Genomic DNA, 18,929 nt, shown 5'->3' with positions numbered 1-18,929 from the left:
CCGGTCGTCGCGGATCACGCGAACGCCTTGAAGTCCCGCTTCACCGCCTTCGCGGCGGCGCGCGCGTGATCGCGCAGCCAGTCGGCGTCGCGGCGCGCGGCGTCGGCGCGCACCGTTGCGAGCCGTGTGACATCGCCCGCATGGCAGGTCGCGATCTCGCGACCCATCAGCCGCAGCATCTCCGCCGACATCAGCACCGCGCCCGCGTCGCTCGCCTCGATCTTGCGGCTGTTGGGGGACAGCCGCCGCACCACCAGCCCCGCCTCGACGCGGTAATGCGGATCGACCGCGCGCGTTTCGGCGTGGGCGATCGTGCCGGCGCGGACCGTCGCGTCGGTGCCGGGGCCGAACGCCGCCCACGCCGGGGGCAGGATCGCCTTCACCTCACGCACCACCGGGCCGCCCAGCCAGGTGATCTGCGCGGCGTAGCGCGGCTTGCCGAGGCTGCCGGTGCCGGCGGTACGGGCGAAGATCGGCAAAGCCTCACCGGCATCCGGTGTCACTTGCGCGAACGCCGCCGCCAGCGCCGCATGGAAGCGCGCGGGCGCCGCCGCGCCGGCCGCGCGCGCCTTGGCGCCCGGCGCGAGCTTGCGCCACCATTCGGTGCGCTCGGTCTCGGGCAGCATGATCTCGCGGCGCAGCCAGCGATGTTCGCGCTCGAGGATCAGCGGCCGCGGCTTGGCGAGCCCGGCGCGATAGCCATCCCACACCGCGTCGCAGATATCCTCCGCCGATTCGCCGCCCGCCAGCAGCGCCGACGCGGCGAGGCGGACGATGTCGAGCGGCCACGGCATCACCGCCGCGTCGTCGAAATCGTTCGCCCCCCACACCAACCGTCCCTCGCCATCGCGCCACGTCCCGAAATTCTCGAGATGCGTGTCGCCGATCGCCAGCACCGGCGCCGCGTCGGCGAGGTCGGGGCGGATCGACAGGATCGTCTCGGCCCAGCGCCAGTAGGTCGCGCGCAGGAAAACGAAGGCGGTCTTCGCCATCTTCGCGCGCTTGCGCACGAGATCCTTCTCGACGATCTCGTCGCCGAGTTGTTCGCGCAGCCAGCCTTCGTAGCGCCGAACCGAATCGTGGATATCGCTCATCCGCCGATGCTAGACCCGGCGCGGCGGTTCACGCCATCACGTTGCGTCCACGCGAGACCTTGGCGGTGTGGCCGATGCTCGCCGCGGTCGAATGCGCCTTGATCGTATCGACCATGATCCATTCGTTGGTCGCGCTGTCGGGCGTGAGCGTCAGCGCCATATAGCCGCGCCGGCTGGTATCGCACCATTTGAGTTCGCGGTTGCTCGCGACGAGCGCCGCGGCGACCGTGTTGGGGTCGATGCTCATCTGCGATTCGTAGCCGGGCGAGGTGACGCTGTGCCCGGCGAATTCGACGCCGGCGGCCTTGCCGTCCTGCGCGAGATCATAGGCCCAGGCATTGTGGCTGTCGCCCGACAGGACCAGCAGATTGGCGCCCATCGTCTGCGCCGAGCGCAGGAAGCGCGCCCGCGCCGCCGGATAGCCGCCCCAATTGTCATAGTTGAACGGCAGGCCGAGCTTCGCCGCCGCGATGCCCGCGGTCACATAGGCGCGGGCCCGGGCCGGGCCGGTCGGCGAAACCCAGCTCGCCGCGATCTCGGGCATCACCGTCTGGCCCAGGATCGTACCGAAGCCGACCACCTGCCAGCGCTGCCCCTGCTTGACCGAACCGCGCATCGCATGCGCCAGCCAGCTTTCCTGCTGCGAGCCCATCATCGTCTTGGCGGGGTCCATCCACGCGCCGTCCCGGAACGCCTTGAGCGCCGCGATCGGATCGGCCTGCGCGAACAGCGGTGCGATATCGGGCTGGCGGGTGCGCGCGAGCAGCCGCGTCTCGGTGCGGAACAGCGTGGCGAGGCCGCCGATGTCATAAGCCTTCCACGGTTCGTCCGAGACCGGCATCCACTCGCGATACGCCTGGATCGACGCGATCTTGCGCAGCGTCCAATCGCCTTCGTTCGCCTGATGGTTCTCGGCGCCGCCCTCCCAGCTATCGTTCGACGATTCGTGATCGTCCCACTGCACGATCATCGGCTGGAGCTGGTGGAGCCGCTGGAGATCGGGGTCGCTGCGATAGCTGGCATAGCGCAGCCGATAGTCGGTGAGGTGGATCAGCTCGCTCGCCGGCTCGGGCACGCGCCCGCCGACCGCCTCGGCCGGGGTCGGATAATGGTTGCGGTCATATTCGTAGAGATAGTCGCCGAGATGGACGACGAGATCGAGATCGTCGCGCGCGGCGGCATGGCCATAAGCGTTGAAATAGCCATAGGGCATGTTCGAGCAGGAGAAGATCGCGGCGCGGAAGCTGCGCACCGGCCCTTCCGGCAGCGTCCGCGTCCGGCCGACGGGTGAGAAGCTGCCGTCGGGCGCGATGAAGCGATAGTGATAGGTCGTGCCGGGCTTCAGCCCGTCGAGCGTGATCTTGGCGGTATGGTCGCGCCACGGCCCGGTGATCTGCGCGCCGCTCGCGATCACGCGCGCGAAGTCGGGCGTCTCGGCGATTTCGGCGCGCAGTTCGACCGCGTCGCCGCTCGCGGGGACATAGCGCGTCCACAGCAGCATCGAATCCGAGGCCGGCTCGCCGCTCGCGACCGCATGGGTGAAGCCGCGCCCGTCGGTCACGTTCGGGGTCTGCGCGAACCCCGGTACCGCGAACGCCCCCAGCCCGAGCGAGCCGGTCAGCAGGAAGGAACGACGGTCGAGACGGGGGGTGTGAACGGTCATGGCGGCAAGATCCTTGTGGCGGTGCGCCTGCTGTGCCGCCGGGTTGTTTCGCGGTCGTGACACGCTAGAGCCTCGCGCGATGAAGCTTCCGGTTCGCGGCGTGTCCGCCTGGTCCGCACTGGCCGTCCTCCTCGCGCTGCTCGCGCTGTCGCGGCCGCTCGACCATGACGAAAGCCAATATGTCGCGGCGGCGTGGCTGAGCGCGCGGGGGCGGCTGCCGTACCTGGACTATCTCTACCTCCAGGCTCCGCTCCAGCCGCTGCTGTTCGCGCCGCTGGCGGGGATCGCGGGCGCCTGGGCCTGGCCGATGCTGCGGATCGTCAACGCACTGCTCGGCGCGGCCGCGTTTGCCGGCGTGTACCGGGCGGCGCGGGTCGCGGGGGTGAGCTCGCGCGCCGCGATCACCGCGACGGCGCTGTTCGGCTGCTGCGACATCCTGCTGTTCAGCATCGGCACCGCGCGCAACGACGCTCTGCCGCTCGCGCTGTTCGCCGCCGCGCTGCCCGCGATGGTGCGGGCGAGCCTGGGCCGCGCGACGCCCGGATCGGCGCTGCTCGCCGGGCTGCTGCTCGCGGGCGCGGCGGCGGCGAAAGTGTCCTATGCGGTGCCTGCGCTCGCTTATGGTGTGCTGGCGCTCGCCGACCGGCGGCACCGGCCATTCCTGGTCGCGCTCGGGGCGGCGCCGGCGGCGCTGCTGGTCGGCTGGTTCTACCGCGCCGATCCGGCTGCGTTCGGCTTCGGTGTGCTCGGCTTCCCGACCCGCGCGCCGGCGGAATATTATGTCGCGGACGGGCGCGCGTGGAAGCTCGGCCCGCTCGCCAAGCTCGTCGACACGCTCAAGTTCCTCGCGCTCGGCCCCGCGCTGGTGGCGATCGTCGCGGTCGCGCGCGAGCGCAGGCGCGACCCGACTCGCTTGCTGCTCGACGCGCTGCTGCTCGCCGCGTTCGTCGCGGCGCTGATGCCCGCGCCGACCTGGCGGCAATATCTCGCGCCGGTGCTGCCGCCGCTGTTCGTGCGCTTCGCGCTGGCGATCGAAGCGCGCCCGCCGGGGCGGATCGCGCGGCGGCTGACCGGCGTGTTCGTGATCGCGGGCGTCGCGCCGAGCCTCATCGCGCTCGCCGGCGCCCGGTCGGGCGTGCCGATGATCGCGGCGATGCGCCAGTCGGCGGCGATCGGCGCGGCGCTCGACCGCGCGGGCGTTGCCGGCCCGGTCGTCACGCTCTCGCCGCAGTTCCTGCCCGGCGCCGGGTATGCGGTCGATCCGCGCTTCGCGGCCGGGCCGTTCTATTTTCGCAGCCACGCGCTGCTCACGCCTGCACAGGAGCCTGCGCTGCACGCGGTGTCGGGCGACCGGCTCGCTGCGCTCGGGAGGCCGGGCGCGATCCTGCTCGGCGGAGAGGGCGCGTGGACCAGCGGCGACGCCGCGCTCGAGCGTCCGCTGGAGACGTGGGCGCGCACGCACGGCTACCGCGCGCAAGCCGTGCCGGGCGGCCGCTTCCGCCTCTTTATCAGGCCGCGTTGAGTCGCTTGCCCTCGCGCTTGGCGCGGACCAGCCCCTCGTAATAGGCCATCAGGTCGATCGTATGCTCGCGGTCGCTGCGGACCTTGCCGGCGGCGACATGCGCGGCGCGGCGCAGCAGCTTCTGGTCGCGCGCGAACAGCCGGGCGATCGCCAGCGCCGCCGAGCCGGCGTCGCGCGCGGTGTAGAGTTCGGACGAGCGCGGATCGGCGACTTCGGCGCAGCCGCCGGTATCGGGCACGATCAGCGGCAGGCCCGCCGCCATCGCCTCGGATGCGACCAGCCCGAACGGCTCGGCCTCGGAGCCGTGGATTAGCGCGTCGCAGCTCGCCAGGATCCGCGCCAGCCGCTCACGGTCATAGACCGGGCGGAACAGGCGGATATGCGGGCTGCCCGCGACGCGCTTCTCGATCTTCTGCGTCTCGACACCCGCGCCGAGCAGGATCAGCCCGACCGGCAGGTCCGCGCCCGCGCGCTCGACCGCGTCGATCACCAGCCGCCAGCGCTTCTCGGGATGGTGCCGCCCGAGCCCGAGCAGCAGATGCCCGTGCGGCGGCAGTCCGCACTGGGCGAGCAAAGCGGCGCGCAGCCGCTCGTCGCGCAGATCGGGCGAGAAATGGCCGATCTCGATGCCGAGCGGCATCGACGCGTCGATCCGCACGCCGCGCGCCTTCAGCCGCTTCTCGAGCGCGGGGCCGTTGGTGACGACCGCGTCGAAATGGTCGAGGAAGCCGGTCATGTACCGGCTGTACCACAGGAACGCGCGCTCGATCCGCTCGACCGGCGCGAGATGCTCGAACCAGCGCAGCGCATAAGCGGCGACATTGTCGTTGTGCATGAAGAAGGTCTTCACCGCATCGCCCTGCCACTTGCCGACCACCCAGGGCGGACGCCACGGCGACGAGGTTTCGACCAGATCGGGCTGGAGCTGGTCGAGCGCATGGGTGATCGGCGCGGGATCCCAGAACAGGCCGTAATTGCGATCGAACGGCAGCCGCCCGGCCTTGATATAGACCACGCGCCCCCCGCCGGGCCGCTCCTCGATCTCGTTCTTCTGCCCCGGCGCGATCACGATCAGCTCGTGACCGAGATCCGCCATGATCCCCATCTTGCGGTCGATATAGGTGCGAACGCCGCCGCCGGTGGGCGAGTAGAACTCATTGACGTCGACGATCCGCATGCGCGTCAGCTCCCCTTGCTGATCGGGCCGAAGCCGCCCAGTCCGCGGAGATACTGTGCATGGATGTCGGTCGTCACGACACCCTCGGGCACGCTGATCGTCGCCATGTCGAGCTTCGGACGCGCCCGGCCGAGCCGTTCGTTGCTCGGGAAGCCGGCGCCGTCCGACCAGAAGTTGAACTTGTTCTTGCCGTCGCGATTGTGCGTGAACAGCAACGCGTATTTGCCGGGCGTCGGCGCCTTGATGCACATCGAGATCGGGCCGGTCGCCGGGGTGGGCACGCGGACGCGCCGGAAGAACTTGCCTTCCTTGATGAGATCGCGATCGTCCTTGAGGAAATCGGCGTCGTTGGCGGGATAGAGTTCGAGCTTCAGCTCGCCGATCCGGTCCTTCAGGCCGTCGACATTGACGCGAATCGCCGGACCGCCGCCGCCCAGGCATGCGGCGCTGTCGCTGCCGAGCACGCCGGCCTGCGCGGCCGCGGGGGTGCCGCCGATGGCGACGAGGGCGGCGGCGAGCGCCGCCAGGCTACGAACCTGCATGTCTCTTCCTCAGCAGCCCGGACAGGCTGAACAACGCGACCAGCACCACATGGACGACGAGCGTGAGGCCCGCCGTCAATGCGATGAGATTTCTCACCTCGTCACTCTGACCGATCAGTGGAGTGGATAAGGCGAAAAAAAGGTCTTTGTTTGGCACCAGCGGCAGCCGCGACACGATCATGCGAAGCGACGCGAGCAGCAGCCACATGCCGATCGATTCGCTCGGCATGCCGAAATGCCAGGTCAGCGCGATCAGCACCGATCCGGCGATCAGCCGCAGGAAATGCACGCCGAAGATCCACCACAGCGTCCGCCGCGCGAGCGAGAAGACGCGCTTCGAGAAGACCAGGAAGGGCACCGACATGAAGAACACGATCACCGTCGACCAGATCGCGATGCGCTGCTGGTGCGGCGTGAGCAGCCCGAGATAGAGCGACAGCGCGACCACCGTCAGCCCGAAGGTGAAGGCGTTGCCCGCGATCGCGGAGAGGATGCTGACGTCCTTCACCGCGCCGAACGGCGCCGCCACCAGCGTGGTACGCTGCCGCGCCCAGGCGTAGAAATACGCCTCGCCCGAATAATTGAGCATGTCGTTGGCGATTCGCTTCTTCGCCAGCGCGACGAAGCCCTCCGGCGGGATTCGCCATAATTTGCGGAAGATGATGTAATCGCCCGTCACCGACGAGAAATAGAGCATCAGGAAGAATACGTAGAACCACGGGCTGTCGGGCAGCGTCTGCTCCAGCCCGGCGAACCCGGTCGACAGCAATTGCCGCCCGAGCAGCAGCACCATCACCACCGTCACCGCCGCGCCGAGATAGGAAGGCCAGCGGCGCTTGATGGTCTGCATCGGCTCGAGGCCGGCGAGATCGGGGGGAAGGGGAACCGGAGAGTCGGCGGCACGCGCCTGTGCCGCCGCCCCGAAGGGAAATTTGTCCACCTGGGATAGTCCGTAACCGCCCGATCGCGTCGAGCACCGGCGGCGCTTAGCCGGATATCCAGCGATCGGCAAACCTGATCGGATTCCGACGGGATTCAACAATGCTCAAGCCTTTTTCTAGTTCCGCCCTTTTCGCATCGCAACATTTTCCGTATCGGGTGCGAAACTTTTGCGACAATCGGGGGTTAGGAACGTCCTGATGCTCAGCCCGCGCGCCCCGTCCGCCCATGTTCTGACGTATGCGCAGACGTTGAAAGGCGGCGGGGTGGAAGATGCCCTGCTTCGCCTGACAGCGGGCTGGATCGCGCTCGGCAGGCGTGTGACGCTGGTGATCGGCGAAGCCGCCGGTCCGCTCGCCGCCAAGGTGCCGCTCGGCGTCGACGTGATCGAGCTGGGCGATGCTTCGTATCTCGGCATGGCCCGCGTCGCGGAGATCGCGGCGTGGCTCGCGCCGGACCTGATCTTCTGCCCCGGCAACCATTATACCGCCGTCGCCGCGTGGATACGGTTGCGGCTGGGCAGCGCGTGCCCGCCGATCGTCGCCAAGGTCTCGAACGCGCTCGACCGCCGCGATCAGGGCTGGCCGCTCACGCCGGCCTATCGCGTGTGGCTCGGCTGGCACCGCCATTTCGTCGATCATCTCGTCGCGATGACGCCGGCGATGAAGTCCGAAGCGATCCGCACGACCGGGCTGCCTGCGACGAAGCTTAGTGTCATCCCCAATCCGCCGGTGCGGCGCGTCGCGGACGCCCCGCGCTCGCCCGTGCCCGACGGACGGTTTCTGCTCGGTGTCGGGCGGCTCGCCCCGCAGAAGCGCTGGGACCGGCTGATCGCGTCGTTCGCGCGGCTCGCCGATCGCGACATCAGCCTGATGATCCTGGGAGAAGGCGAGGCGCGCGGCGCGCTGGAGGCACAGGTCGCCGCGCTCGGCCTGCGCGAGCGGGTCACGTTGCCCGGCCATGTCACCGATCCCAGCTTCGCGATCGAACATGCGGAGGCGCTGGCGCTGGTCTCCGATTTCGAGGGCGTGCCCGGCGTGCTGCGCGAGGCGCTCGCGGCGGGCACGCCGGTCGTCGCGACCGATTCGAGCGTGGCGGTGCGCGAAATCATCGCGTCGCCGGCACTCGGCACGGTGGTCGATGCGAACGATCCGGCGGCGCTGGTCGCCGCGCTCGACCATTGGCTCGCCCCCGGCCAGCCGCGCCCCGCGCCGGTGCCGCAACCGGGCGCCGATTCGGCGGCGGCCTATCTCGAGCTGTTCGACGATCTGGTGCTGGCGCGCCGCGCCGGCGTGCCGGCGGCGAACGTCGCCGTACCGGCCTTGCCGGCACTGCCGATCTGCGCGTCGTTCCTGCGCGGCCCGGTTCGCGAACGCGTCTGAACCCCGCGTTTCCGTCGCGGCGTCCGGCGACGATCAGAGTCTAGGCATCGGCCTCGCCGGCGGCATCGGCATCCTTGCGCGCAGTGCGCTCCGAATTGCGTTCGAGCGCGACCTTGATCATCGCGGTCATCGGATCGGCGAGCGCGAGCCCGAGCACGCCGAACAGCGTGCCGGTCAGGATCTGCGCCGACAGCGTCAGCGCCGGCGGGAGATCGACCGTCTTGCGCGCGACCATCGGGATGACGACGTAGCCGTCGAACGTCTGGATCACGAAATAGATGATGATCGCGAGCACGCCGGTATGCACGCCGGCGCTGAAGCCGACCGCGACCATCATCAGCCCGCTCACGATCGCGCCGATATTGGGGATGAAGGCGAGCACGCCGGTGATGATGCCCAGCACCAGCGCCATCGGCACGCCCGCGAAGGCGAGCGCGATGCCGGTCATCACGCCTTCCAGCGCCATGCCGAGCAGCCGCCCGGCGAGCAGGCTGCGCATCGTCTTGGCCATCCGTTCGACCGTGATGGCGAATTCGCGGCGCGTGTCGGTCGGCAGCATCCATTGCAGCCCGGCTTCGTAGAGGCGCGGCTCCATCGCGATGAACAGGCCGATCACCATCACCATCACCAGGCTGGTGATCGCGCCGATCGCGGTGCCGACCCACGAGGTGAGCTTGCCGAACGAGCCGAGCGCCTGCTGGATCATGCTGTTGATATCGGCCTTGCCCGGCATCAGCCCGATGCTCGACAGCCACGCCATCAGCCGCATCGCCTGCGCCATCAGCGTGGCGCGCAATTGTTCGAACTGCGCGGCGACCTGCATCCCGGTCAGATAGCCGGTGCCGACGATGAAGATCACGGTCAGCACCACGACGATCACCAGCCGCCACGCGCGCGGGATCGGCAGCACCTTACCGAGCAGGCGGACGCCGCCATCGAGCATGGCGGCGAAGACCAGCCCGCCGAAGATGATGAGCAAGGGCTGGATCAGCAGCACGACCAGCGCGAGCGCGCCGCCCATGCCAAACCATACCGCCGCGCGCTTCATCTCCTTGCGGACGAAGGGGTCGCGAAGCTCGTTCGGCCCCGGTTCGGCGGAGATGACCAGCGGCGGGTGGTCGCTCATTGCGGGTTTCGCGCCGGGTGGAGCGAGGTGCCGGCGCGGCCGGCGCGGAACGACTGGCCCCAGGTCAGCGGGTTCCACGTCCCGTCACCGCTCTTCGAGAAGGTGATGAATTCGGCGCGACCGCCGAGATATTCCCACGGCACCGGGCCGCCCAGGCCGAGATCGGGCGCGGCGAGCGGAAAGCGGCTGTCCGAGCTGCGATCGCGATTGTCGCCCATCAGGAAGACGTGATTGGCCGGGATCTTGACGGGGCCGTAATCGTCGCCGCGGCTGTAGCCGAGTTCGACCGTATCGTAATGGCGCCCGTTGGGCAGCGTCTCGGTGACGAGCGGCAGCCGGCAATAGGCCTTGCCGTCCGCGCCGGTCTCGAGCGCGCCCGGATAGACGTCGTCACTGCACTTGGTGTTGGTATCGACCGGAATGCGCGCATAATGGATGGGGCCGCGTTGCAGCGCCACGCCGTTGATGAACACCACGCCGCCGCGCACTTGCAAGGTTTCGCCCGGCAGGCCGATCACGCGCTTGATGTAATCGGTCTCGGTGCCCGGCGGCGTGACGATGACGACATCGCCGCGCTCCGGCAGCCGGCCGAACAGCCGGCCGTGGATGAAGGGCAGCAGGTGGAAGGTCGGCGAGATGAACGACCAGCCGTAGGGGAATTTGCTCACCACGAGTTGATCGCCGATCTCCAGCCCCGGCAGCATCGATTCCGAGGGGATGTAGAAAGGCTTGGCAATGAAGGTGTGGAAGCCGAGCACCGCGAGGACCAGCCAGACGATGCCGCGTATCTCCGCCCACCAGTCGGTCCGGCGCGCCGGCGCGGGGCCGGCGGTCTCGGCCGGTTCGTGTGCGGGGTCCAACGCTACGTCCTCACTCATGCAGTCAACTTCCTGTACGCGGTACGGCTTCGATGATGACGAACGCCTGCGCCCAGGGGTGATCGTCCGTCAGCGTCAGATGCACCAAGGCGACGTGGCCTTCGGGGGTGATCGCGTCAAGCCTCGCCCGCGCGCCCCCGGTCAGCGCCAGCGTCGGCGCGCCCGAGGGGGCGTTGACGACGCCGATGTCCTTCATGAACACGCCGGCGCGGAAACCCGTTCCCACCGCCTTCGAAAAGGCTTCCTTGGCGGCGAAGCGCTTGGCGAGCGTGCCCGCCTTGGTGAACGGGCGCCGCGCCGCCTTGCGCTGTTCGACCTCGGTGAACACGCGCTGTTCGAAACGCTCGCCGAAACGGTCGAGCGAGTTCTGGATGCGCTCGATATTGCACAGGTCCGAGCCGAGCCCGATGATCATAAAGCCTCGTCGCCCCGGCGCAGGCCGGGGCCGCTGGGCTGTTTGGCGCGCCGGTCGCCCGAAACGCGGCGGCCCCGGCCTGCGCCGGGGCGACGAAACCTGCCGCTCACCGCGCCGCGTCCATCGCGTCGCGCATCCGCCGCACGCTCTCGGCCAGCCCGAGGAAGATCGCCTCGCCGATCAGGAAATGGCCGATGTTGAGCTCGCGCACCTGCGGGATCGCCGCGATCGGCGCGACATTGTCATAGGTCAGCCCGTGCCCGGCATGGACCTCGATCCCATTCTTCGCCGCCAGCGCCGCCGCATCGGCGATCCGCCGCAGCTCCGCGCTCCGGTCCGCGCCCGAAAGCTCGCAATAGCGGCCGGTGTGCAGCTCGACGACCGGCGCGCCGAGCCGTACCGCCGCTTCGATCTGCGCCGCCGAGGGTTCGATGAACAAGGACACGCGGATGCCCGCCGCCGACAGGTCGGCGACCAGCGGCGCGAGCTGCGCGAACTGGCCCGCCGCATCCAGCCCGCCCTCGGTGGTGCGCTCCTCGCGCTTTTCCGGGACGATGCACGCGGCATGCGGGCGATGGTTCAGCGCGATGGCGCGCATCTCGTCGGTCGCCGCCATCTCGAAATTGAGCGGGATCGTCAGTTCGGCCGTGAGCCGCGCGATGTCGTCGTCGGTGATGTGGCGGCGGTCTTCGCGCAGGTGGGCGGTGATGCCGTCGGCGCCCGCCTCCGCGGCTACCAGAGCGGCGCGTACCGGATCGGGATACGCGCCGCCGCGCGCGTTGCGCACCGTCGCGACATGATCGATGTTGACGCCGAGGCGGAGGGCGTTGGTCACTTCCGTCCCCCGTTCGTCCCGAGCGCAGTCGAGGGACAGGCCCGGAGCGCAGGTGCCTCGACTTCGCTCGGCACGAACGGCATGGGGGCGAACCGCATCACGCCGCCGCCCGGCTGCCGGGCTTCACCGCCGGGATCGCCGCAAGCTCGGGCGGCAGCGCGTCGGCGGCGTAGGTCGGCACGTCGATACGGACCAGCGGGAAGAACGGCACACCCAGATCGGCGGTCCCGTTCGAGCGGTCGACGAGCGCCGCCGCCGCCACGGTGACGCCGCCCGCGCGGCCGATCGCCGCGATCGCCTCGCGCGAGGAGAGGCCGGTCGTCACCACGTCCTCCATCATCAGCACCTTCGTGCCGGGGGCGAGGCGGAACCCGCGCCGCAGCTCGAACACGCCTTCGGGCCGTTCGAGGAACATCGCCTCGACGCCGAGCGCGCGGCCCATTTCGTGTCCCGCGATCACCCCGCCCATCGCCGGCGAGACCACCGCCTCGATGCTTTCGCGGATGTCCGCTGGCAGGCTGGCGACGAGCGCCTCGGCGAGCCGCGCGCCACGCCTGGGGTCCATCAGCACGCGCGCGCATTGCAGGTAGCGCGGGCTGCGCAGGCCGGAGGAGAGGATGAAATGGCCTTCGAGCAGCGCGTCGGCGGCGCGGAATTCGGCCAGGACTTGGTCTTCGGTCATCGCGCTCGCTCGGTCGATTTGGGCTGACGGGGTGCGCCTGATTAGGGGGGCGGCCGGCGCCGCGCAACGCCCGCGACCCGGCGCGCCGCCAAATAAACGCGGCTTCATGCTTGAGGGCGGCGGATCGCTTGCGTATAGGTCGGAAAAATTTGGGCGTAATCTCGCCCGGCGTCGCAGCAGGACTCGGCGTATTCTACAGGGGCGAGGATACGGGATGCGGATTTTGGGCTTCAAGGGCATCGTACTCGCCGCGGGCCTCGCGCTTGCCGGCCTCGGGCAAGCCGCCGCTGCCCCCGCCGCGCCGGCGGCCGCGCCCGCCGCCGCCACGGCCCCCGCCAAGACCGATCCGATGCTTGCGATGGACGGCGCGCCCGCGATGCTGCCGGTCGCCGGGGTCGGCATGCCGGTCGACGGCCACGTGACGCTCCAGCCGCAGGTGACGCCCAATGGCCGCCGCGCCTTGTGGTTCCACGACGCGATCCTGTTCCCGCTCATCACCATCATCTGCGTGTTCGTGCTGATCCTGCTCGCCTGGGTGGTGGTGCGCTATCGCCGCGCCGCGCAGCCGGTCGCGACCAAGACCTCGCACAACACCGTGCTCGAGGTGCTGTGGACGGGCTTGCCGGTGCTGATCCTGCTCGGCATCGCGCTGCCCTCGATCGGCTTGCTCAACGCGCAGTTCAAGCCCGCGCCCGACAATGCGGTGACGCTCAAGGCGATCGGCAACCAATGGTATTGGTCGTATCAATATCCCGACAATGGCGGGTTCGAGATCACGGCCAACATGCTCAAGGAAAAGAACGAGGTCGGCAAGGGCGAGCGCGAGCGCACCGATGCCGACGGGCCGCGCCTGCTCGCCACCGACAATCGCGTCGTGCTGCCCTACGGCGTGCCGATCCGCCTCATCACCACCTCGAACGACGTGATCCATAGCTGGGGCGTGCCCGCCTTCTGGATCAAGCTCGATGCGGTGCCGGGCCGGCTCAACGAGACGAGCTTCACGATCGAGAAGCCGGGCGTCTATTTCGGCGTCTGCTCCGAACTGTGCGGCGCGCGCCACGGCTATATGCCGATCACGGTCGAGGCGGTGTCGCCGGCGGTGTTCGCGCAGTGGGTGAAGGCGAAGGGCGGCACGATGCCGAGCGCCAAGCCTGCCGCCGCCGTCGCCGCCGCGCAGCCGCTCCCCGAGACCGGCGCCGCGTTCGAAGCGGGCAATTCCACCGCGCCCGCCGACAATGCGACGGCGGAGGCTCCGACAGTCACTCAAGGCGCCACGGCCAACCCTGCCGGCGCCGGCAATGCGGGACAATAAGGCATGACCGACACCGCGCTCCATCCGTCCGCCTTCGAGGCGCATGGCGATCACGGCCACGGCCATGCCGACCATGACGCGCACCACACGCCGGGTTTCTTCGCGCGCTGGTTCATGTCGACCAACCACAAGGACATCGGCACGCTGTACCTGATCTTCGCGATCTGCGCGGGGATCATCGGCGGCGGTATCTCCGGGCTGATGCGCGCCGAACTCGCGCATCCCGGCATCCAGTATCTCACCACCTGGGCGGCGTATCTGCCCGGTGGTGAGCAGGGCCTCGACCATTCGCTGCACCTGTGGAACGTGCTCATCACCGCGCACGGCCTCATCATGGTGTTCTTCATGGTGATGCCGGCGATGATCGGCGGGTTCGGCAACTGGTTCGTGCCGATCATGATCGGCGCGCCCGACATGGCCTTCCCGCGCATGAACAACATCAGCTTCTGGCTGCTGATCCCCTCGTTCGCGCTGCTGCTCGCCTCGCCGTTCTTCGGCGGCGCCGGCACCGGCTGGACGCTCTACGCGCCGCTTTCGACCTATGGCGAGCCGGGGCCGAGCGTCGATATGGCGATCCTGTCGCTGCATCTCGCCGGCGCGTCGTCGATCCTCGGCGCGATCAACTTCATCACCACCATCTTCAACATGCGCGCGCCGGGCATGACGCTCCACAAGATGCCGCTGTTCGTCTGGTCGGTGTTGGTGACCGCGTTCCTGCTGCTGCTCTCGCTGCCGGTGCTCGCCGCGGCGATCACCATGCTTCTGACCGACCGCAATTTCGGCACCACCTTCTTCGATCCGGCTGGCGGCGGTGACCCGATCCTGTACCAGCATCTGTTCTGGTTCTTCGGCCATCCCGAAGTGTACATCATGATCCTGCCGGGGTTCGGCATCGTCAGCCACGTCATCTCGACCTTCTCGAAGAAACCGATCTTCGGCTATCTCGGCATGGCCTATGCGATGGTGGCGATCGGCGTGGTCGGCTTCGTGGTGTGGGCTCACCATATGTTCACGACTGGCCTCAGCGTGAACACCAAGATGTACTTCACCGCCGCGACGATGGTGATCGCGGTGCCGACCGGCATCAAGATCTTCTCGTGGATCGCGACGATGTGGGGCGGCAGCATGACGTTCAAGACGCCGATGCTGTGGGCGATCGGCTTCATCTTCATGTTCACCGTCGGCGGCGTGACCGGCGTGGTGCTCGCCAACGGCGGCATCGACGATTACATGCAGGACAGCTATTACGTCGTCGCGCACTTCCATTACGTGCTGTCGCTCGGCGCGGTGTTCTCGCTGTTCGCGGGCTTCTATTACTGGTTCCCCAAGATGTCGGGGCGGATGTACAACGAAGCGCTCGGCGTGATCCACTTCGCGATCTTCTTCGTCGGCGTGAACATGCTGTTCTTCCCGATGCACTTTCTGGGCCTCCAGAACATGCAGCGCCGCGTGCCGGATTACACCGACGGCCTCGAATATTGGAACCACTTCGCCACCATCGGCTATATGGTCATGGCGTTCTCGATGATCTTCTTCTTCGTCAACATCATCTGGTCGCTGGTCGCGGGGCGTGCGGCGGGCGACAGCCCGTGGGGCGATGGCGCGACGACGCTCGAATGGACGCTGTCGAGCCCGCCGCCCTACCATCAGTTCGAGACGCTGCCGGTGATCGACGGCGGCGATGGCCACCATTGACCGTGCGTTGACGGAAACGGCCGCGATCGTTTCGGATCGCGGCCTTTCCGCGCCGCGCGCGCGGCTGTATGGCGCGGTCGCATCATGACCGTCACCACCGCGCCTTCACCCGACCTCCCCGCGCACGCGCGCGATTTTCTAGCGCTCACCAAGCCGCGCGTCATGACGCTCGTCGTCTTCACCGGCCTGTGCGGAATGCTCGCCGCGCCGGTGGCGGTCGATCCGGTGATCGGCTTCACCGCGATCCTGTGCATCGCGCTCGGCGCGGGCGCGGCGGGGGCGCTCAACCAATGGTATGAGGCCGATCTCGACGCCAAGATGCGCCGCACCGAGCGCCGCCCGCTTCCGGCCGGGCGGATGGACCGCGAGACCGCGCTCCAGTTCGGCGTCGGGCTCGCGGCCTTCTCGGTGATCCTGATGGGGCTGGCGGTGAACCTCGTCGCCGCCGCGATCCTGACCGTCTCGATCCTGTTCTACGTGCTGATCTATACCGTCTGGCTCAAGCGTCGCACCCCGCAGAACATCGTGATCGGCGGCGCCGCCGGCGCGTTCCCGCCGCTGATCGGCTGGGCGGCGGCGACTGGCGGGGTCGCGCCGCTGCCGCTGCTACTGTTCGCGCTCGTCTTCCTGTGGACGCCGCCGCATTTCTGGGCACTCGCGCTGTTCATGCGTAGCGATTACGGCGCGGCGGGCATCCCGATGCTGCCGGTCGTGGCGGGCGAGCTCGCCACCCGACGGCAGATCGGCCTCTACACGATCCCGATGGCGCTGACCGCGCTCGCGCCCTGGGCGCTGGGGTTGAGCGGTCTGGTCTATGGCGTGGTCGCGCTCGTCACGACCGCAGTGTTCGCCGGCCTCGTCCTCCGCGTCGCGACGCGCACCACCGGGCCGGACGACAAGATGGTGCCCGAAAAGCGCCTGTTCGCCTGGTCGATCCTGTATCTGTTCATCGTGTTCGGCGCGGTCGTCGCCGATGCGTGGCTGCGCTGATGGGCAAGCGCGACGACGAGATTCGCGCGCGGCAACGCTCACGCGCGCTGGTGCTGGGGCTGATCCTCGGCGCGTTCGTGGTGCTGGTGTTCGCGATCACCATCGCCAAGATCAAGGCGGGGATGGCGCATTGAGCCCGAAGCTGCGCACCGCATTGCTGGCGATGACCCCGCTCCTGTTCATGACCGGGCTGGCGAGTGCGAGCGTGCCGCTGTACCGGATGTTCTGCCAGGCGACCGGGCTCAACGGCACCACACAGCGCGCCAACGCCGCGCCCGGGGCGGTCGATCACAAGATCCGCGTCGATTTCGACACCAACGTCGCGCCGCACATGGGCTGGAAGTTCATGCCGGAATCGCCGAGCGACACGGTCGACGTCGGCGCGCGCGACATGGCGTTCTTCACCGCCACCAACACGACCGACCACACCATCACCGGCAGCGCGACGTTCAACGTCACCCCCTATCAGGTCGGCAAATATTTCACCAAGATCCAGTGCTTCTGCTTCACCCAGCAGACCTTGAAGCCGGGCGAGACCGCGCGCATGCCGGTGATCTTCTTCGTCGATCCCAAGATCCTCGCCGATCCCGATGCGAACGACGTCCAGACGATCACGCTCAGTTACACATTTTACCCGGTGGATTCCGTGAAGACCAAGAGCTAGGGTGCCACCAAACCGATAAACGGGGACGAGAGAGATGGCCGGCGCGAAGAACCACGCATATCATATCCTGCCGCCCGATATCGCGCCGATCATGGGCGCCGCCGCCGGTGGGGTGATGGCGGTCGGCGGCATCATGTGGATGCATTCGGCGGCCTATGGCGGCGCGGTGTTCTTCCTCGGCGTCGCGCTTGTGATCGCGACGATGTTCCTGTGGTGGAGCAAGGTCATCACCGAGGCGCATGCCGGTGACCATACCCCGGTCGTCCAGCTCCACCTGCGCTACGGCATGGTGCTGTTCATCGCCTCCGAAGTGATGTTCTTCGTCGGCTGGTTCTGGGCGTTCTTCGATTTCTCGCTGTTCCCGCGTCCGTTGATCTACGACGCGGCGAGCCACACCGTCAGCCTCGCCACCGATGCCGCCGCCGCGCAGGCGGTGTGGCCGCCCAAGGGCATGGAGGTGATCGACGCCTTCCGCTTCCCGCTGCTCAACACGCTGATCCTGCTGCTGTCGGGCACAACGCTGACCTGGTCGCACCATGCGCTGATCCACAACCAGCGCGGCGGCGCGCTTAAAGGGCTGTGGGGCCTGATCGGCGTGGGCGAGAATGACAGCGTCAAGAAGGGGCTGTGGCTGACGATCGTGCTCGGCATCACCTTCAGCTCGATCCAGGCGTATGAATATTCGGAGGCGCCGTTCCCGTTCAAGGGGATCAACTACACCTCGTCCTTCTTCATGGCGACCGGCTTCCACGGTTTCCATGTCATCATCGGCACGATCTTCCTGATCGTGAACCTCGTGCGCGTCTATCGCGGTGACTTCACCCCGCGCCAGCATTTCGGTTTCGAGGCGGCGGCCTGGTACTGGCATTTCGTCGATGTGGTGTGGTTGTTCCTGTTCGCCGCCATCTATGTGTGGGGCGGTTGGGGCGCGCCGGTCCACGCGGGATGAGCGCGCGCCGGTGACGGCTCCCGATCCGGTGACGCCGTCCGCGCCGACCCTCGTTGCGGCGTCGCTCAAGGGGTTGTGCCCGCGCTGTGGTTCGCCGACCCTGTTTCGCGGCTGGATCGCCTTCGCCGACCGGTGCCGGGTGTGCGGGCTCGATATCGCCGCCTTCAACGTCGGTGACGGGCCGGCCGCGTTCCTGATCCTCATCCTTGGCGCGCTCGTCGTCGGGCTGGCGATCGCGCTGCAACTCGCGCTCGCCCCGCCGTTCTGGGTGCAGGCGCTGGTGTGGATTCCCGTCACGCTCGCCGGGACGGTCTGGTCGCTGCGGATCAGCAAAGCGGCGTTGCTCGTCAGCGAATATCGCAACGCCGCGCGCGAGGGGCGGACCGAGCCGTGAGGCGGCGCGTGCCCGTGCTCGCCACCACGCTCGTCGCGCTCGCGATCGCGGCGATGATCGCGCTCGGCGTGTGGCAGCTCCAGCGTAGGGCGGAGAAGGCGGCGCTGCTCGCGCGGCTTGCGGCGAACCGCGACCTGCCGCCGATCGCCTTCCCGCGCGTGCCGATCGGCGACGATCTGCTCTTCAGGCGCGCGGAGGCGTTCTGCCTGCGCCCGGTCGGCTGGCGCGCCGAGGGCGGGCATGACGCGGTGGGCAAGCCCGGCTGGCGCCAGATCGCGCAATGCCGTACCGGCGCCGAAGGGCCGGGCTTCGCGGTGCAGATCGGCGTCGCCGGCGCCCCCAACGCCAAGCCGGCATGGGGCGGCGGCGCGGTGCGCGGCTATCTCGCTCACGCCCCCGATCACCAGCCGCTGATCGCCGGGCTGTTCGGCCACGCGCCCAAGCCGCTGATGCTGGTCGCCGATCCGCCACTCGCCGGGCTGGCGGCGAACCCGCCGGCCGATCTGTCGTCGGTGCCGAACAACCACCTCGCCTATGCGGTGCAGTGGTTCGTGTTCGCGGGCGTGGCGGCGGTGATCTATGGGCTGGCGTTGCGTAAGCGCGGCAGGTCGTGACTCTCCGTCCGTTCGTCCTGAGCGAAGTCGAGGGACCGTCTCACGCGCATGTGCCT

The 18,929-nt window shown here is 68.6% G+C and carries 20 protein-coding genes; 10 read left to right on the top strand and 10 right to left on the bottom strand.

Going from position 1 to position 18,929, the window contains the following annotated elements:
• Positions 1-14 precede the first annotated feature (14 nt).
• Entirely contained in the window at positions 15-1,094 is a 1,080-nt protein-coding gene (locus PX554_RS03235; RefSeq protein ID WP_275498879.1) for a DUF2252 family protein, read from the bottom strand.
• Between the two features lie 28 nt (positions 1,095-1,122).
• Complete coding sequence (locus PX554_RS03230) at positions 1,123-2,757, bottom strand: alkaline phosphatase D family protein (protein ID WP_275498877.1); 1,635 nt, start codon at positions 2,755-2,757, stop codon at positions 1,123-1,125.
• Positions 2,758-2,836: 79 nt separating this feature from the next.
• Here PX554_RS03230 and PX554_RS03225 point away from each other — a divergent pair, with 79 nt between their 5' ends.
• Positions 2,837-4,279 carry a DUF2029 domain-containing protein gene (locus PX554_RS03225; RefSeq protein WP_275498875.1) on the top strand — a complete coding sequence of 481 codons (1,443 nt, stop codon included), beginning with the start codon at positions 2,837-2,839 and terminating at the stop codon, positions 4,277-4,279.
• Here the strand turns inward: PX554_RS03225 and PX554_RS03220 are convergent.
• Genes PX554_RS03220 through PX554_RS03210 form a run of 3 tightly spaced genes read right to left on the bottom strand, consistent with a single transcriptional unit; the run spans position 4,266 to position 6,938 of the window.
• Positions 4,266-5,456, bottom strand: a complete 1,191-nt coding sequence (locus tag PX554_RS03220; RefSeq protein WP_093223425.1) for a glycosyltransferase — start codon at positions 5,454-5,456, stop codon at positions 4,266-4,268. The genes PX554_RS03225 and PX554_RS03220 overlap by 14 nt on opposite strands.
• A 5-nt stretch (positions 5,457-5,461) precedes the next feature.
• Positions 5,462-5,998, bottom strand: a complete 537-nt coding sequence (locus PX554_RS03215) for a DUF2141 domain-containing protein (protein ID WP_093223426.1) — start codon at positions 5,996-5,998, stop codon at positions 5,462-5,464.
• Entirely contained in the window at positions 5,985-6,938 is a 954-nt protein-coding gene (locus PX554_RS03210) for a hypothetical protein (protein WP_338061561.1), read from the bottom strand. The genes PX554_RS03215 and PX554_RS03210 overlap by 14 nt, the downstream gene beginning before the upstream one ends.
• 199 nt (positions 6,939-7,137) lie before the next feature.
• Here PX554_RS03210 and PX554_RS03205 point away from each other — a divergent pair, with 199 nt between their 5' ends.
• Entirely contained in the window at positions 7,138-8,319 is a 1,182-nt protein-coding gene (locus PX554_RS03205) for a glycosyltransferase (protein WP_275498872.1), read from the top strand.
• A gap of 40 nt (positions 8,320-8,359) precedes the next feature.
• Here PX554_RS03205 and PX554_RS03200 read toward each other — a convergent pair whose 3' ends face one another.
• From PX554_RS03200 to pyrE, 5 genes are all read right to left on the bottom strand, one after another.
• Entirely contained in the window at positions 8,360-9,445 is a 1,086-nt protein-coding gene (locus PX554_RS03200; protein WP_275498870.1) for an AI-2E family transporter, read from the bottom strand.
• Entirely contained in the window at positions 9,442-10,323 is an 882-nt protein-coding gene (gene lepB / locus PX554_RS03195) for a signal peptidase I (RefSeq protein WP_275498868.1), read from the bottom strand. Before lepB ends, PX554_RS03200 begins: the two co-directional genes overlap by 4 nt.
• A 4-nt stretch (positions 10,324-10,327) precedes the next feature.
• Positions 10,328-10,738, bottom strand: a complete 411-nt coding sequence (gene acpS / locus PX554_RS03190) for a holo-ACP synthase (RefSeq protein ID WP_275498866.1) — start codon at positions 10,736-10,738, stop codon at positions 10,328-10,330.
• A 106-nt stretch (positions 10,739-10,844) separates the two neighbouring features.
• Positions 10,845-11,573 carry a pyridoxine 5'-phosphate synthase gene (locus PX554_RS03185; protein WP_275498865.1) on the bottom strand — a complete coding sequence of 243 codons (729 nt, stop codon included), beginning with the start codon at positions 11,571-11,573 and terminating at the stop codon, positions 10,845-10,847.
• A gap of 97 nt (positions 11,574-11,670) precedes the next feature.
• Positions 11,671-12,255, bottom strand: coding sequence for an orotate phosphoribosyltransferase (pyrE, locus tag PX554_RS03180; protein WP_275498863.1), 585 nt, complete (start codon positions 12,253-12,255; stop codon positions 11,671-11,673).
• 214 nt (positions 12,256-12,469) lie between these two features.
• On the opposite strand from pyrE, the gene coxB reads away from it, so the two are divergent.
• The 8 genes from coxB to PX554_RS03140 all read left to right on the top strand — a co-directional run bounded on the left by coxB (position 12,470) and on the right by PX554_RS03140 (position 18,873).
• The gene (gene coxB, locus PX554_RS03175; RefSeq protein ID WP_275498861.1) at positions 12,470-13,567 is read left to right on the top strand and encodes a cytochrome c oxidase subunit II; all 1,098 of its coding nucleotides are present in this window, start codon (positions 12,470-12,472) and stop codon (positions 13,565-13,567) included.
• A 3-nt stretch (positions 13,568-13,570) separates the two neighbouring features.
• Positions 13,571-15,262, top strand: coding sequence for a cytochrome c oxidase subunit I (gene ctaD / locus PX554_RS03170; RefSeq protein WP_275498859.1), 1,692 nt, complete (start codon positions 13,571-13,573; stop codon positions 15,260-15,262).
• A gap of 84 nt (positions 15,263-15,346) precedes the next feature.
• On the top strand, positions 15,347-16,252 hold the full coding sequence (locus PX554_RS03165; RefSeq protein ID WP_093223440.1) for a heme o synthase: 906 nt from the start codon (positions 15,347-15,349) through the stop codon (positions 16,250-16,252).
• Positions 16,252-16,386, top strand: coding sequence for a hypothetical protein (locus PX554_RS03160; RefSeq protein ID WP_256326168.1), 135 nt, complete (start codon positions 16,252-16,254; stop codon positions 16,384-16,386). Before PX554_RS03165 ends, PX554_RS03160 begins: the two co-directional genes overlap by 1 nt.
• A complete protein-coding gene (locus PX554_RS03155) occupies positions 16,383-16,916 on the top strand; it encodes a cytochrome c oxidase assembly protein (protein WP_275498855.1) in 534 nt (177 codons plus the stop codon). The genes PX554_RS03160 and PX554_RS03155 overlap by 4 nt, the downstream gene beginning before the upstream one ends.
• 34 nt (positions 16,917-16,950) lie before the next feature.
• The gene (locus PX554_RS03150; RefSeq protein WP_275498853.1) at positions 16,951-17,865 is read left to right on the top strand and encodes a cytochrome c oxidase subunit 3; all 915 of its coding nucleotides are present in this window, start codon (positions 16,951-16,953) and stop codon (positions 17,863-17,865) included.
• A 10-nt stretch (positions 17,866-17,875) separates the two neighbouring features.
• On the top strand, positions 17,876-18,259 hold the full coding sequence (locus PX554_RS03145) for a DUF983 domain-containing protein (protein WP_275498851.1): 384 nt from the start codon (positions 17,876-17,878) through the stop codon (positions 18,257-18,259).
• The gene (locus PX554_RS03140) at positions 18,256-18,873 is read left to right on the top strand and encodes an SURF1 family cytochrome oxidase biogenesis protein (RefSeq protein WP_275498849.1); all 618 of its coding nucleotides are present in this window, start codon (positions 18,256-18,258) and stop codon (positions 18,871-18,873) included. The genes PX554_RS03145 and PX554_RS03140 overlap by 4 nt, the downstream gene beginning before the upstream one ends.
• The last annotated feature ends 56 nt before the right edge of the window (positions 18,874-18,929 follow it).

Origin of the sequence: Sphingomonas pollutisoli (assembly GCF_029167165.1) — a bacterium.
Taxonomy (GTDB): domain Bacteria; phylum Pseudomonadota; class Alphaproteobacteria; order Sphingomonadales; family Sphingomonadaceae; genus Sphingomonas; species Sphingomonas pollutisoli.
The sequence above is the reverse complement of the archived record's forward strand: the minus strand, read 5'-3'. Positions and strand labels throughout refer to the sequence as shown.

Coding starts and splice junctions, on each gene's coding strand:
- PX554_RS03230 (WP_275498877.1), bottom strand. CDS start 2,757: ATGACCGTTCACACCCCCCGTCTCGACCGTCGTTCCTTCCTGCTGACC.
- ctaD (WP_275498859.1), top strand. CDS start 13,571: ATGACCGACACCGCGCTCCATCCGTCCGCCTTCGAGGCGCATGGCGAT.
- PX554_RS03215 (WP_093223426.1), bottom strand. CDS start 5,998: ATGCAGGTTCGTAGCCTGGCGGCGCTCGCCGCCGCCCTCGTCGCCATC.
- PX554_RS03235 (WP_275498879.1), bottom strand. CDS start 1,094: ATGAGCGATATCCACGATTCGGTTCGGCGCTACGAAGGCTGGCTGCGC.
- PX554_RS03200 (WP_275498870.1), bottom strand. CDS start 9,445: ATGAGCGACCACCCGCCGCTGGTCATCTCCGCCGAACCGGGGCCGAAC.
- acpS (WP_275498866.1), bottom strand. CDS start 10,738: ATGATCATCGGGCTCGGCTCGGACCTGTGCAATATCGAGCGCATCCAG.
- PX554_RS03165 (WP_093223440.1), top strand. CDS start 15,347: ATGACCGTCACCACCGCGCCTTCACCCGACCTCCCCGCGCACGCGCGC.
- pyrE (WP_275498863.1), bottom strand. CDS start 12,255: ATGACCGAAGACCAAGTCCTGGCCGAATTCCGCGCCGCCGACGCGCTG.
- coxB (WP_275498861.1), top strand. CDS start 12,470: ATGCGGATTTTGGGCTTCAAGGGCATCGTACTCGCCGCGGGCCTCGCG.
- PX554_RS03205 (WP_275498872.1), top strand. CDS start 7,138: ATGCTCAGCCCGCGCGCCCCGTCCGCCCATGTTCTGACGTATGCGCAG.
- PX554_RS03160 (WP_256326168.1), top strand. CDS start 16,252: ATGGGCAAGCGCGACGACGAGATTCGCGCGCGGCAACGCTCACGCGCG.
- lepB (WP_275498868.1), bottom strand. CDS start 10,323: ATGAGTGAGGACGTAGCGTTGGACCCCGCACACGAACCGGCCGAGACC.
- PX554_RS03220 (WP_093223425.1), bottom strand. CDS start 5,456: ATGCGGATCGTCGACGTCAATGAGTTCTACTCGCCCACCGGCGGCGGC.
- PX554_RS03150 (WP_275498853.1), top strand. CDS start 16,951: ATGGCCGGCGCGAAGAACCACGCATATCATATCCTGCCGCCCGATATC.
- PX554_RS03225 (WP_275498875.1), top strand. CDS start 2,837: ATGAAGCTTCCGGTTCGCGGCGTGTCCGCCTGGTCCGCACTGGCCGTC.